We start from the raw sequence: 13,814 nt of genomic DNA, 5'->3' as shown, positions 1-13,814 counted from the left end.
GTGCGGGTCAACCGAATTCGGTGCCTATCGCGCAGGTGAAATTGCAGGCAGGGATGCAGACCTCGCCAGCCGCAATTCCCGCTGGTGCCGGTACTCCAGCGCGATCGCGCCCCAGACCAGACCCATCAGCAGGTAGAGATGACGCCAGTGGTCGATGTCGATGAAGGTGCCCAGCCCGATATTGCCGAGATAGGCGACATAGGCGCAAAGCAGATAGGGCTGCCACGGCCGGTCGCGCAGAAGGATGCGGAAGCCGGCGCCGATCGTCCATAGCGTCAGCGTCAGGAATGAGACGAAGCCGAGCCAGCCATAATCCATCAGCGCCTTCAGCCAGATGTCGTGCGTGTCCTCGCCATAGATCGTGCCGAAGACCAGTGGGCCGATGCCGAACGGGTGCTCCATCGCCAGCTGGAAGCCGATCGAATAGCGGGCGAAGCGGCCGAGCCGCGCCGAATCGTAGCTCTGCTCAAGCTGCGCGCGCTGCGTGAACATGTCCGACACGCCAGGCAACTGCAGGATGACGATGAGGGCGATGACCAGCAGCGCCGCGGCCGCGATCGTCATCACCACCACGCGAAGCCTGAACTTGCCACTGGCGCTCTGCAGGAATAGGCAGGCGGTGAGCAGCACCGCCGACACGGCGAACATGCCCCAGGCGCCGCGCGAGAACGAGAAGAAAATGCCGGCGGTGATGATGAGCAGCGGCACCGCCAGAAACGGCATCCGCGACACCGGGCCGGTCAAGAGCAGATAGAGCAGATAGGTGCCCGGCAGCACCAGGAACGGCCCGAACACGTTCGGATCCTGGAAGGCACCGGCGGCGCGGTCGTATTTGGTGAACATTTCCGCGCCCGGAAAGGCATGAAAGTAACCGGCGATGCCGAGCAGCGACGTCGCCACCGCCGACAAGACATAGGCGATGAAGATCAGCCGGTAGAGGCTCGGCTGGACCGAGGTCACCGAGGCGAAGAACACCGCGCTGAAGGCCAAAAACAGCGAAACGGCGAGATAGAGCGGCGTGTTGGCCAGGTCGGCCATCTGCGTCATGGCGATCATGCCGCCGATATTCATCGCCACCAGAAGCACCAGCAGGGGCACGATCGCGCGCGAAATTCGAAGGCCGAACAGCGCCCAGACCGCGATCAGCCCGGCCATGTAGATTTCATAGGGCGCCGGCTCGCTGATGACGAAGCCGGAAAGCAGGATGCCGACGCCGATCGCAGCCGATGCGATCAGCGAGATCAGCTTGGCGTTAACCGCCTGCGGCGGCAATTCACTGGCGATGGCGCTCAATAGGCGTTTTCCGTGTTGAGCAGGCGGATCGGCGTCAGGAACAGGATGCGCAGGTCGAACAGCATCGACCAGTTCTCGATGTAATAGAGGTCGTATTCGGTGCGCATGCGGATCTTTTCGTTGGTGTCCATCTCGCCGCGCCATCCGTTGATCTGCGCCCAGCCGGTGACGCCGGGCTTGACCTTGTGGCGGGCGAAGTAGCCGTCCACCACCTCGTTGTAGAGAAGGTTGTGCGACTGCGCGGCGATGGCATGCGGGCGCGGCCCGACCAGCGACAGTGAGCCGAACAGCGAGTTGAAGAACTGCGGCAGCTCGTCGATCGAGGTCTTGCGGATGAAGCGGCCGACGCGGGTGACGCGCGGATCGTTCTTGGTCACCGTCTGCTTGGCGGTCGGATCGGAGCGGTCGGTGAACATCGAACGGAACTTGTAGACCTCGATGATCTCGTTATTGAAGCCGTGCCGCTTCTGCTTGAACAGCACGGGGCCCTTGCTGTCGAGCTTGATGGCGATCGCGGTGACGAGCATCACCGGCGAGAAGACGATGATCCCGATGAGTGAAAAGACGATGTCGAAGGCGCGCTTGGCGACCGAATCCCAGTCGTTGATCGGCTTGTCGAAGATATCGAGCATCGGCACCGAGCCGATATAGGAATAGGCGCGCGGCCGGAACTGCAGCGCGTTGGAATGTGCCGAAAGCCGGATATCGACCGGCAGCACCCAGAGTTTCTTCAGAAGCTGCAAGACGCGCGATTCGGCGGTCAGCGGCAACGACACGATCAGCATGTCGATGCGCGCGATGCGGGCGAATTCGATGAGCTCGGAGATGGTGCCGAGCTTCGGATAGCCGGCGACGATCGGCGGCGAGCGCTTGTCGTTGCGGTCGTCGAAGATGCCGCAGATGCGGATGTCGTTGTAGGGCTGCTTCTCGACCGAGCGGATCAGCTGCTCGGCCGCCTTGCCGCCGCCGACGATGAGTGCGCGGCGCTCCATGCGGCCGTCGCGCGCCCAGCGCCGGATGAGGCTGGACATCACGAGTCTCAGGCCGAAGATCAGCGCGAAGCCGGCTACGAACCAGGTGCCGAACAACAGGCGCGAATAGTCTTCCGACGCCTTGATGGCGAAGGCGGTGAGCGCCATCAGCGCGAAGCTGCCGGCCCAGACCAGCAGCACGCGGCCGAAATTCGCGAGGGGGCGCATCAGCGCCGCAATCTGGTAGCAATCGGTCACGTCGAGCAGCACCACGGCCAGGAACGACGTAGCCGCGATCGCCAACGGATACTGCCAGGCCAGATAGCTGAAGAAGCCGACATAGTAGAAATAGACGCCGAGCCCAGACAGGAACAGCATCGCGAACTCGACCATGCGCAGCACGCCGCTGACCATGATCGGCGACATGGTATCACGCCGGTATTGCGAAGCGACCTGGCGCGCCACATCGTTGATGCCGCCAGGCTTTTCGCCATCGGCGGGAGCATCGTAGTTGCGCACCGCATCCATGGAAAAGCGGTGCGCGGGGTCGATCTCATTCATGGGAACTGTCCGCGAGCTTCGCGCAACTGCATAGCAAAAGAGAGCTAAGAAAGCCTTGAAACAACCGGTGGTTTTGGAGTTGTTGCGGCCCGCGGCCTATTTGTTCAGTGCCGCGAAATAGGCCTTCTCGATATCGGCGGCCATGACATCCGCACCGAATCGGGCCTTCAGCTCATCGGCTTGCGGCATCAGTTTTCGATAGCCGTCAAAATCGCTGAGCGCCGTCCCCATTTTGGCGGCGAGCTGGGATGCGTCGGGGCGGATCAGGGCAGGGGAGCCTTCGCCGAAGATTTCCGGAATGCCGCCGACCGCGGTCGCGATCATCGGCATGCCGCCGGCTAAAGCCTCGAGCACGATATAGGGCATCGCCTCCGCGCGGGACGGCACGACGATCATCTCGGCCTGCGCGAAAGCATCTCTTGCCGGCATGGGCGGCAGGAATCGGACGTGGCTTTTCAGGCCGAGTCGCTCCACTTGCGCGTGGTAGCGCGGCAGGTCGTCGCCGTCGCCGACCATCACGGCGCTTAAGGGGCGTCCGAGCTCGTCGCCGGCCATAGCCAGCGCATCGATGAAGATATCCGGGCCCTTCAGGTCGCGCATCATGCCGATGTACAGAAAATCGGCGGCATTCGCCGCCGCCGTCACCGGTTCGAATTCGGTGGCGCGCAGGCCGTTATAGACAAGCGTGTTGGGTATGGGCGGCTCGCCGACCTTGCGGCGATAGGTGTTGCGCTCGTAGTCGGAAACGAACAGCAGGCAATCGGTGAAGCGCGCCATGAAGCGCTCCAGGCCGAAGAACAGCTTTCCCATCGCCGTCGTTTCGTCATAGTGGAGGGAGCCGCCATGCGGCGAATAGAGGCGGGCAACGCGAAACCTTGATACCCGCAACAGTGAGCCGAACAGCCGGGCATAGGCGCCACCCTTGGCGCCGTGCCCATGCAGCACGTCCGGCCGCAATTCCTGGATGATTCGATAGGTGCGCCAGGCCGAGGCGAGGTCGCCCGGCCCGACATGACGCTGCATCGGCGTGCGATGGATGCCGAGCGCGAGGCTGTCCTTCATCGCCTCGAACAAGCGCTCCTCATAGTCGCCGCCGGTGGTCGAGTCGCAGACGATTCCCACCGCATGGCCGGCGGCGACCTGCGCCTCGGTCAGGTCGCGCACGTGCCGGAAGATTCCTCCGACAGGTGAGCGAAAGCAGTGCACGATCCTGAGGTTCACCGCCACGACGGTTTTTCAGAACAGCCGTTCGCGGACGTAGACGGTGTCGCCGGGCAGGAGTGGATCGGATGTCAGCACCCGCCCGGTCATCACCTTGCCGTTGATATCGCGGGTGATGTCGACGCTCTCCTGATTGGCGCGCGGCGTGAAGCCGCCGGCAATGGCGACCGCCTTTTGCACGGTGAGTCCCGGCACGTAGGAATACTGCCCGGCAGCGCCCACTTCGCCCATGACGAAGATCGGCCGGTAGCGGTCGATTTCGACCGAAACGTCGGGATCGCGCAGATAGCCTTGGCGCAGCTTGTCGGCGATCGCCTTTTCCAACTGCTGCGCGGTGTGGCCGCGCGCCGGCACCGCGCCGACCAGCGGAAAGGACAGATAGCCGGACTGGTCGACGCTGTAGGTGTTGGTCAACCCGTCCTGCTCGAACACCGTGACACGGACGCGGTCGCCGGCGCCGAGTCGGTAGGGCTGATCGAGCACTTCATGAAAGGCGGCGGGTGTCGGGCGGTAGCTCGAGCAGCCGGTGAGCAGCGACAGGGCAAGCAAAGCGCGAAAGAGGGAAGCAGTGCTTTTCATGACCGGCCAGGAACCTTCATCGCTCTTGCCGCAAGCCGCGGCACAACCCCAGGAAAGTGCGACCGTTATCATCCTGTTAGGGTTAATGGGCGGTAAAGGAGCGCGGTCCGGGAGAGCGGAGATCGGTAAAAAGCCCAATTGTTCTATTGCTTTCGAGCAATCTTCTTTGAGTGCCCTCTAATAAGCATTCATTCTGATCTTAACGGGTGAGTTACCATAGTTCTTTACGGTCCAGCTTCGACTCAAAGCTCGGAGCAGGATGCATGTCCGTTCAGTCAGCGGCCGCAGACGTCGATGTCGATCTGAGACAGCTCTTCGCCAGCCTGGCGAGGAACTGGCTGCGCATTGTTTTTGTCACGCTTTTGGTCACCGGGCTGGCCTTCGCCTTCGCCTGGCTCGCGACGCCCTATTATAAGGCGACAGCCAAGCTGGAGATCGGCTCGCGCGAATCGGAATACACGCGGCCACCGGGCACCAACGACGACGATAAGCCGATTCTCGACGAGCAGGGCGTGGCCACCCAGGTCCAGATCATTTCCTCGCCCGACATCCTCAAGCAGGTGGCGACCAAGCTCAACCTGGACAAGTTGCCGGAGTTCGACGAAACGCTGAAAATGTCGTCGCTCGGGCGTGTGCTTGTGCTCGTCGGCTTGAAAAGCGATCCCTTCGATATCCCGCCGGACGAGCGTGTGCTGAACGCCATGCACGACAAGCTCAATGTTTACGCCGTTGAAAAGACGCGCGCGATCGCGATCGAGTTCGCCTCGAAGGATCCCAAGCTTGCCGCAGCGGTCGCGAATGGCATTGCCGAGGCCTATATCGCCTCGAAGAGTGACGCCAAGCTCGAATCGAACGCCGCCGCGACCAACTTTCTGGCGCCGGAAATCGCCGATCTGCAGAATCGCGTGAGGGATGCCGAGGCCAAGGTCGCCGCGTTCCGCGCCCAGTCCGACCTGCTGATGGGCGGCAACAATTCGGTGCTTCCGACTCAGCAGCTCTCTGAGCTGTCGAGCGAATTGTCGCGTGTGCGCGCCAGCCGCGCCGCCGCCGAGGCGAGTGCCGAGAGCGTGCGCCGGGCGCTGCGGAATGGCGGTTCGCTGGATAGCGTGCCGGAGGTCCTGTCTTCCGAGTTGATCCAGCGCCTGCGCGAGCGCCAAGTGGAGCTGCGGGCCAATATCGCCGATCTTTCCACAACCCTGCTGGACAACCATCCGCGCATCCGGGCGCTGAAGTCGCAGCTTGCCGACCTCGACGGCCAGATTCGCAACGAGGCGCAAAAGATCATCCGGGGGTTGTCGGCTCAGGCTCAGACGGCGAAGGCCCGCGAGGATCAGCTGATCGCGGACGTCAACACCTTGAAGGCCGCGTCAGCGCGCGCTGGCGAGCAGCAGGTGCAGCTGGATGCCTTGCAGCGCGACGCGAACGTTCAGCGCCAACAGCTTGAATCCTATATGGCCAGTTACAATGCGGTAGCCTCGCGCAAGGATCGCAGATACTCGCCTGTGGCGGCGAGCCTGATCGCGCAGGCCCAAGTGCCGTCGCAACCTTATTTTCCGAAGATCGGGCCGATCACCGGGGCCGCCGCGGCCGCTTCGCTGCTGCTGATGGCGATCGGCACGCTGCTTGGCGAGCTGTTCTCGGGCCGTGCCATGCGTCCGGCCGCCGGCGCCCGTTTCACCGATATCGAGCAGGTGGCGATGCCCGCTGCGCGCACCGAGCCGGTTGTAGCCGAAATCGAGGACGACCACAGTTCTTTCGCATCCTATGAGACGTCCACGGCCAGCGAGCGACGTCCGGAGAGACAGCCGCCGATCGCGCAGAATGAGACATTTGAAGCCGACACCGTTGCGGCAGAGCAACCAATGCCCGAGCCGGAACCCAAGCCGGGTCCGTCCAGGCTCGGCGAGATAGATGTCGACAGGGCTGCCGAGAAGCTGATCGGTTCCGGCGCCGCGCGCGCGATCTTCGTATCGCCGGAAGGCGACGAGGCGGCCGCCTCCGCCGTGCTCGTGGCGCGTGAAGTATCCGACGCCGGCCTGCGCGTGCTGCTGCTTGACCTCACAGCATCGGGCGCGGCGTCGCGGCCGATGCTGGACTCGAGCCTGTTCCCGGGCATCACCAATCTGCTCGCTTCCGAAGCGCAGTTCAGCGACGTCATCCACCCCGATCTTTATTCGGATGCGCATGTCATTCCGGTCGGCACCGCCGACCCCGTCCGCGCGATGCGCGCCGCCGATCGGCTGCCGATCATCATGCAGTCGCTGACCACGGCCTACGATCTCGTCGTGGTCGAATGCGGCCCGGCCGACGCGCAAGGCATCGGCCGCCTGGTCGGTGACGGCACCGAAGTCTTCCTGTCCATGCTGGAGGCCGACGACCAGGTGACGCAGGCCGCGGTCAAGCTGATCGAGAACGGCTATCCCAACCTGACACTGGTCACACCGGTCGGCCATGAACCGGGAGACCCATCGCCCCGACGCCGGTCGGCCGCATAAGACCGGAGGCCGGCACCGCGACGAATGGGACACGGCTCAGCCCCGAGGCAATTCTTAGCTACAAGGGCGAACCGCGGCATTTCTCGGCGACTCCTGCACTTTACATCGGTGGCGAGGCACCTAGTTTTGATGCTTCGCGCTGCGCATTTTTCGTGCGTGGATGATCGAGAGCGGAACCGTGAACCCTAGGCCGGCCCCCGCCGCAGCCTTCCGGCTGGAATTGCGTCAAAGACAAAGAGACAGCGCGGCTCGCCGTTTCCGTGAAACGGTGCAACCGCTCCAGAACTGAACGCCTGCCGCAGGGTCGCGGTCAAGGGCGCGTTCGGAAAGGCATTCTCGCGTGGCCTGAAGGGGCAGCGGAATCGCGATTGTCACGGCGCGCGATCGGTCAGAGCGTTGGCTCCTTCCTGCCCGGCGCAGTGCGCGCAGCAATAGATGACATCGCCCTGCTCGACGCCATGTCCCATGATCCGCACCCTGCAGTGAGGGCAGGTCGGCGCAAGCTTTTGGACCGCGCACTCGAAGCTGTCGAACGTGTAGGTTTGCCCGCCCAGGCTCACAAGAAATGCCTTGTCATAGTCGTTGCCGCACTGGTCGCACTTAGCCATGGCCATTCTCCTTCTGGGTGCGAAAACCTCCCGGCGCTCGATAGGTTCCGTTGAGTCACTCAGGTCCCGCTTGCGCGCATCGCGCCGGGAACACGACGGCGATTGTGCGACTCTGACCAGGCCTAGCTGTCGTCTTCGGCCGCGACAGGCGCCGCCTGTCCGGCAGCCTTGCGGCGCAGCATCTTGGTCAGCTTCCAGACCGTCGGGTTGTTCTTGATGAAGGCCTTGGCGCGCGCGCCTTGCCGCAGCCCTGCCGCCAGCACCCGGCCCTTCAGCGTCAGCGGCGCAAGCACCTCGAAATGCTGGACCTCGATGTCGCACCAGAGCCGCTTGTAAGGCTCGTCGCCGACTGAGAAGTCATACACATCGAAGCCAAGCTCGCAGGCTTCCTGGATGTTGTCGAAGAACAGGAAGTCGCCCGGGCTGGCGGACGAGAGATCGTCCTCGGCGATGGCGCCGAACTCGCAGATCAGCCGCTTGCCGGACCGGCTGGAGCCGGTCACCGCGCGCAGTTTGCCCGCCACATCCAAGCCGTGCAGCAGGAAGGGCGGCTTTTCCTCGGCCAGCGCATCGGCGAACAGCGCCCGGAAAAAGTCGCGTACTTGCCTGTCGCCGAAGACATTGGCGATGCCCATCTTGGCGAAACGCGCTTCCTTCATCTCGAAGAAGGCATCGAGCAGCCTGTCGACCTCCTCGCGGGTGCGGGCCTCGATGCGGCAGAAGGTGCCGACCGCCTCGAACTTGCGCGTCTGCGAGCGGTGCTTCTTGCGCTTGCGCTTGCCGCTCGCGCGCGACAGCAGCGCGTCGAACCCGCCGCCGAGATCGACCGCAAGCGCGAGGTTCGGACTTGGAAAGCCGGGCAGCGCGGTCAGCGGGTTGGCGACGCCGTCGAGGTCTGGCAGCAGCCTTTCAAGCGAGATCAGGTCGATATCCGGCCGCGCCCGCCCGATTGCCTTGAACATCGAGCGGATCGCCTGGCCTTCGATAGAAGGCAGGAAACGCGGGTCGGCGGCGGCGAAATTACCGTTGGCGTGGCGCCCGCCGGCGAAACGGGCAACCTTGAACGGGCCGCGCCCCACGATCTCCAGGGCCAGCGACAGCGCCGGGCGGCCATCACAGGACAGCGTCGCGACAACCATGTCGCCACCGGTCGCGGCCGCCCAGTTGCTCACCCAAAATGCGCTTTGCGCCGGCGCGAACAGCGCCGAGGCGCAGAATTGAACATAGTCGGCAACACCGGTGCCGCCGCTTGCGGTCGCAATCCACCGGTCCCGGTCGGCTCGCACCGGGCGCGCGGAAGCCTCGTTGGCCGCGACCCGATTGCCATCAAATGACGCGGTGGCGTCAACCATCCCTCAATCCTTAAGACGTATTGGTTGCAACCTGGGGTTCGCATAGGCGAATGTCTTGCTTGAATAAGCCTAGGCGCAAAAGGTGAAGGAATGATCGACGGGGGCGATGCAATCCGGAAGCTGGCGCTGAACCTTGCCCGCTACTCCGGCCTTGCTCCTCTGGCGCGGCCGTTTGTCGGCGGCATCGGCGCTATCCTGATGCTGCACCGCGTCACCGCGACACCGGAGAAGCCGAACAGCGTCAATCGGCATCTGAACATCGCTCCCACTTTCCTCGACAAGCTGATCTCGGACATGAAGGGGCGTGGCTATGCCTTTGTTTCCCTTGATGAGGCGATCGAACGCATCAAGACGGGCGGGAAAGGCGGCCAGTTCGCCACGATCACGGCCGACGACGCCTATCGCGACAACATGACCGAGGCGCTTCCGATCCTGGAAAAACACGGCGCGCCGATCGCCATCTACGTCGCCCCCGGCCTGATCGACGGCGCCGTCGATCTCTGGTGGGACGTGATCGAGGACATCGTCGACACCAGCTCGCGCCTGACGCTGACGATGGGGGGCAAGTCGACGGCGATCGATTGCTCGACACAAGGCCGAAAGATCCAGGCCGTCGCGCGGCTGAACGCCTGGCTGACCTTGGAAGTCCCCGAGGAGGAGCAGGGCGCAGCGCTGCGCGAGCTCGCCCGTTCGACTGGGTTCAAAATCGGCTCGGGCCGCCCATGCACCTTGATGAACTGGGATGAGCTTCGCATCATGGCCGCGCACCCGTTGGTGACCATCGGTGCGCACACCGTCAATCATCGGAACTTGAAGCGGTTGTCCGAGGCCGATGCGCGCCATGAGATCGGCGACGTCCGCCGCGTCCTCGCGGAAAAACTCGGCGAGGAGCCGCGTCATCTAGCTTACCCTTATGGCTATGCCAGCGCCGTCAGCTGCCGCGAGGTGGGCTTTGCCCGTGACGCAGGCTATGCCTCGGCGGTGACCACGCGGCATGGTGTGCTGCGCGCCGAGCATGCCGGCTTCCTGCACGCGCTGCCGCGCATCTCCGTCAATGGCCGCTATCAAAGCCTTGCGCATATCCGCACGATGCTGTCCGGCATCACGACGCCGCTCGCCAATGCAGGCAAGATGGTCGTTACGGTCTAGGCCTGCTTCACGCTTGCCTGACGCCGGCAAGGTTCATCCCTTCGGGCGCGGCTCGATGATCAGCCATTTGATGATGGCCATGGCCGGCAGAACCCAGAGAAAGCCGCTGAGCAGGAAGAACAGGAGATGCGCCGTGGGCCCGTATTCGGCGAGCCTGGTGACCGCGACGGCGGAGGCGATCAGCGCGTAGATGACGACCAGCGCCACCAGCAATATGGTTCCGATCAGCTTTTTCAGGCGAATGGGCATGTCGCGGTTCCGTTGACCCGCCCCGCTTAGGCCGAATGACAAGAGCGCGCAACCGTCGCGACCCGGCGCGACGGCGTGCCGCGCTGTCCAGTCTTGCCAGTTGAGCGGCCTTGGTCCACCAATCTCGCGTTTCAACCGCCGGGAATGCGAAATGGCTGCCATCACCGCCACAGCCCCCTATGCCACACGCGACCGCGACCTGCACAACCGCGCTTTGGTGCGCGGCTGGCTCTACGTCGTGCTGCTCGTGCTGGTCGCGCTGGTGCTGGTCGGCGGTTCCACTCGTCTCACCGGCTCGGGTCTGTCGATCACTGAGTGGCAGCCGATACACGGCGTCATCCCGCCGCTCAACGACGCCGAATGGCAGGAAGAGTTCCAGCGCTACCAGCAGATCCCGCAATATGCCGAGATCAACAAGGGCATGATCGTCGAGGATTTCAAATCGATCTTCTGGTGGGAGTGGGCGCACCGCATCCTGGCGCGCGGCGTCGGGGTGGTCTTTGCCTTGCCGCTGCTGTTCTTCTGGGCGACGCGCCGCATCGAACGAGGCCTTGGGTCGAAGCTGGTCGGCATCCTTCTGCTTGGTGTACTGCAAGGCGGCATCGGCTGGTGGATGGTGGCTTCGGGCCTGGTCGACCGCGTCTCGGTCAGCCAATACAGGCTGGCGACGCATCTGACGCTTGCCGCGCTGATCTTCACGGCGACAATGGTGGTGGCGCGAGGCTTGGCGCCGCATTCGGAGCCCGCCGCCGACCGGTCGACGCAGCGGCTCGCCGGCTTCATAGTGCTTTTGGCGCTGATCCAGATCTATCTCGGCGGGCTGGTCGCGGGGCTGCATGCGGGCCTTTCCTACAACACATGGCCGCTTATGGATGGAAAGGTGATCCCCTCCGATCTGCTTCTTCTGAAGCCGGCCTGGCTGAACTTCTTTGAAAACCCGAAGACGGTGCAGTTCGTCCACCGAGTGGGCGCTTATACGATCTTTGTCGTGGCGCTCTGGCATATGATCGCGACGTGGCGACGCCAGCCTGGCACCACCCATGCCCGCCGGGCCACGCTTCTGTTCGCGCTGGTGGTCGTCCAGGCCTCGATCGGCATCGGCACGCTAATGATGCAGGTGCCGCTGCACATGGCATTGACGCATCAGACGATCGCGCTTGTGTTGCTTGGCTTCGCTGCCGCGCATTGGCGCGGCACCAAGGGCGCCTATCCGCTGCCGACCGATATACGCGTCAGAGGCTGAGGCGAACCTTGCGGATCGCCTCGGCGGTAGCAAGCTCCAGGTTCACGACCGCTCAGTGCTTGATGCCGAGCATCAGGTCGAGGTTCTGCACCGCGGCGCCCGACGCGCCCTTGCCGAGATTGTCGTAGACGGCCATCAGCAGTGCTTGCGCCCTCTCATCATTGGCGAAGACGTAGACCTTCATCCGGTTGGTGCCGTTATAGATCTCCGGATCGATCTCCGGCATGCGCTCCATATGGGTGTAGGGCGCGACCTCGACCACGCCGCCATCGATCGACGCATAATGGTCGGCAATCGCCGCGTGAAGCTCGGCGCCAGTCGGCACGCGGTCGAGACCGCCGAGTTGCAGCGGCACCACGGTGATCATGCCTTGCGCGAAATTGCCCACCGCCGGCTGCATGATCGGGTCGTGCGACAGCTTTGCATAGGTGCGGAGCTCCGGCACATGCTTGTGCTGCAGCGTCAGCCCGTAGGGTAGGAACTCGGGCGCGTCCTCGCCCTTGCCGACATAGTCCTCGATCATCGGGCGGCCGCCGCCGGAATAGCCGGAAATGCCGTTGACGGTGACCGGGAAGTCGGCAGGCAGCAGGCCCGCCGCAACCAGTGGCCGCAGCGTCGCGATCGGCCCCTGCGGCCAGCAGCCCGGATTGGCTATGCGTTTCGCGCTGCCGATCCTCTTCGCCTGGTCCTTGTCCATTTCGGCGAAGCCATACTCCCACCCCTCGGCCACGCGATGCGCGGTCGAGGCGTCGATCACCTTGGTCGTATCGTTCGTAATCAGCGACACGCTTTCCTTGGCCGCCGCATCCGGCAGGCAAAGGATCGCGACATCCGCCGCGTTGAGCATCTCGGCGCGGGCGGCAGTCTCCTTGCGGCGTTCCGTCGGGATGGAGATGATCTCCAGGTCGTCACGGTCGGCCAGCAGCGCCCTGATCTGCAGGCCTGTCGTGCCGTGTTCGCCGTCAATGAAGATTTTCGGTTTCATCCCTTGCCAAATTCCTCGCGATTCCAATGTCATATGCCGTAGGCGTGATTTGCCGCGGCATGATTGCCGTTGCTCAGTTCGTCGAGCCGCGCCTTTCGCTCTGCCAGCAGACCGAGATAATGCATGGCGATGATCGATCCGGCGATCGCCGTTATATCGGCATGATCGTAGGCCGGCGCAACCTCCACGATGTCGGCGCCGACGATGTCGATCTGGCCGAGTTGGCGCAGTGTCGACAGCATCTTGGCCGAGGAGGGGCCGCCTGCCACCGGCGTGCCGGTGCCCGGCGCGAAGGCCGGGTCGAGACAGTCGATGTCAAAGGTGAGATAGGTCTTCTTGCCACCGGTGCGCTCGACGATCGCATAGGCGATATCGGAGGCGCGCATCTCCTCGACCTCATGGCCGTAGAGGATCTTGATGCCGAACGTGTCGGGCGCATGCGTGCGGATGCCGACCTGGATCGAGCGATCTGGGTCGATGATCCCCTCCTTCACCGCGCGGGCGACGAAGGAGCCGTGATCGATGCGCTTGCCGTCGTCGGGCCAGGTGTCCTGGTGCGCGTCGAACTGCACGAGCGCCAGCGGCCCGTGGATCGCGGCATGCGCCTTGAGCAGCGGCCAGGTGATGAAATGGTCGCCGCCCAGCGTCAAAAGGAACGCCCCTGATTTCAGGATCTTGGCCGCCTCGCGCTCGATCGTGCCGGGAGTTTTCTGGTGATTGCCGCTGTCGAGCAGGCAATCGCCATAGTCCACCACTGAAAGATGCTCGAAGAGGTCGCGCGAGAATGGATATTGCGGATCGTTGTCGAGGATCGCCGAGGCGCGGCGGATCGCCTGCGGTCCGAAGCGGGCGCCGGGCCGGTTGGTGACGGCGGCGTCGAAGGGAATGCCCCACACGACCGCGTCCGCGCCCTTCACGTCCTTCGTATATTTGCGCCGCATGAACGACAGCGCGCCGGCATAGGTCGGCTCGAACGACGCGCCCGTCTTGGAGCGGGCGGTGAAGGCGTGGTCGATCTCATTGTTCGCCATTAGGAATCCTCGGTTTCGTCGGGGCAGCCACAACTACAGAACCGGCACGCAACATGCCAGTCACAGCTTGCGGAAAC

At 63.7% G+C, this 13,814-nt stretch carries 12 protein-coding genes; 3 read left to right on the top strand and 9 right to left on the bottom strand.

What is annotated here, in order from left to right; translation table 11 throughout:
- Positions 1-24: 24 nt before the first annotated feature.
- The 4 genes from LB525_RS24580 to LB525_RS24565 form a co-directional block, all read right to left on the bottom strand.
- Positions 25-1,293: an O-antigen ligase family protein gene (locus tag LB525_RS24580; RefSeq protein WP_224548277.1), complete on the bottom strand. Its 1,269-nt coding sequence runs from the start codon at positions 1,291-1,293 to the stop codon at positions 25-27.
- Positions 1,290-2,825 carry an undecaprenyl-phosphate glucose phosphotransferase gene (locus LB525_RS24575; RefSeq protein ID WP_140842742.1) on the bottom strand — a complete coding sequence of 512 codons (1,536 nt, stop codon included), beginning with the start codon at positions 2,823-2,825 and terminating at the stop codon, positions 1,290-1,292. The genes LB525_RS24580 and LB525_RS24575 overlap by 4 nt, the downstream gene beginning before the upstream one ends.
- A gap of 96 nt (positions 2,826-2,921) precedes the next feature.
- Positions 2,922-4,052 (bottom strand): glycosyltransferase family 4 protein, encoded by a 1,131-nt coding sequence (locus LB525_RS24570; protein WP_224530592.1) that lies wholly within the window; start codon positions 4,050-4,052, stop codon positions 2,922-2,924.
- A gap of 9 nt (positions 4,053-4,061) precedes the next feature.
- Positions 4,062-4,625, bottom strand: coding sequence for a polysaccharide biosynthesis/export family protein (locus tag LB525_RS24565; RefSeq protein ID WP_095767646.1), 564 nt, complete (start codon positions 4,623-4,625; stop codon positions 4,062-4,064).
- Between the two features lie 263 nt (positions 4,626-4,888).
- On the opposite strand from LB525_RS24565, the gene LB525_RS24560 reads away from it, so the two are divergent.
- Positions 4,889-7,120, top strand: a complete 2,232-nt coding sequence (locus LB525_RS24560; RefSeq protein WP_224530588.1) for a GumC family protein — start codon at positions 4,889-4,891, stop codon at positions 7,118-7,120.
- A 371-nt stretch (positions 7,121-7,491) separates the two neighbouring features.
- On the opposite strand, the gene LB525_RS24555 is transcribed toward LB525_RS24560, so the two are convergent.
- Positions 7,492-7,728: a hypothetical protein gene (locus LB525_RS24555; protein WP_073989633.1), complete on the bottom strand. Its 237-nt coding sequence runs from the start codon at positions 7,726-7,728 to the stop codon at positions 7,492-7,494.
- A gap of 122 nt (positions 7,729-7,850) precedes the next feature.
- Positions 7,851-9,080, bottom strand: a complete 1,230-nt coding sequence (locus LB525_RS24550; RefSeq protein WP_224548276.1) for a GNAT family N-acetyltransferase — start codon at positions 9,078-9,080, stop codon at positions 7,851-7,853.
- A 90-nt stretch (positions 9,081-9,170) separates the two neighbouring features.
- Between LB525_RS24550 and LB525_RS24545 the strand changes: the two genes are divergently transcribed.
- Positions 9,171-10,229 carry a polysaccharide deacetylase family protein gene (locus tag LB525_RS24545; protein WP_224530582.1) on the top strand — a complete coding sequence of 353 codons (1,059 nt, stop codon included), beginning with the start codon at positions 9,171-9,173 and terminating at the stop codon, positions 10,227-10,229.
- A 33-nt stretch (positions 10,230-10,262) separates the two neighbouring features.
- Here LB525_RS24545 and LB525_RS24540 read toward each other — a convergent pair whose 3' ends face one another.
- On the bottom strand, positions 10,263-10,478 hold the full coding sequence (locus tag LB525_RS24540; RefSeq protein ID WP_040999884.1) for a DUF2842 domain-containing protein: 216 nt from the start codon (positions 10,476-10,478) through the stop codon (positions 10,263-10,265).
- Positions 10,479-10,629: 151 nt separating this feature from the next.
- On the opposite strand from LB525_RS24540, the gene LB525_RS24535 reads away from it, so the two are divergent.
- Complete coding sequence (locus tag LB525_RS24535; RefSeq protein WP_224530579.1) at positions 10,630-11,721, top strand: COX15/CtaA family protein; 1,092 nt, start codon at positions 10,630-10,632, stop codon at positions 11,719-11,721.
- Between the two features lie 52 nt (positions 11,722-11,773).
- Here the strand turns inward: LB525_RS24535 and argC are convergent, their stop codons facing one another.
- Together argC and speB are read right to left on the bottom strand one after the other, a co-directional pair.
- Positions 11,774-12,706, bottom strand: coding sequence for an N-acetyl-gamma-glutamyl-phosphate reductase (gene argC / locus LB525_RS24530; RefSeq protein WP_095767641.1), 933 nt, complete (start codon positions 12,704-12,706; stop codon positions 11,774-11,776).
- Positions 12,707-12,735: 29 nt separating this feature from the next.
- The gene (speB, locus tag LB525_RS24525; protein WP_224548273.1) at positions 12,736-13,737 is read right to left on the bottom strand and encodes an agmatinase; all 1,002 of its coding nucleotides are present in this window, start codon (positions 13,735-13,737) and stop codon (positions 12,736-12,738) included.
- Between the last annotated feature and the right edge of the window lie 77 nt (positions 13,738-13,814).

It is taken from the genome of Mesorhizobium sp. CA16, from assembly GCF_020165175.1.
Classification (GTDB): Bacteria; Pseudomonadota; Alphaproteobacteria; order Rhizobiales; family Rhizobiaceae; genus Mesorhizobium.
This window is presented reverse-complemented; position numbering and strand designations above follow the sequence as displayed.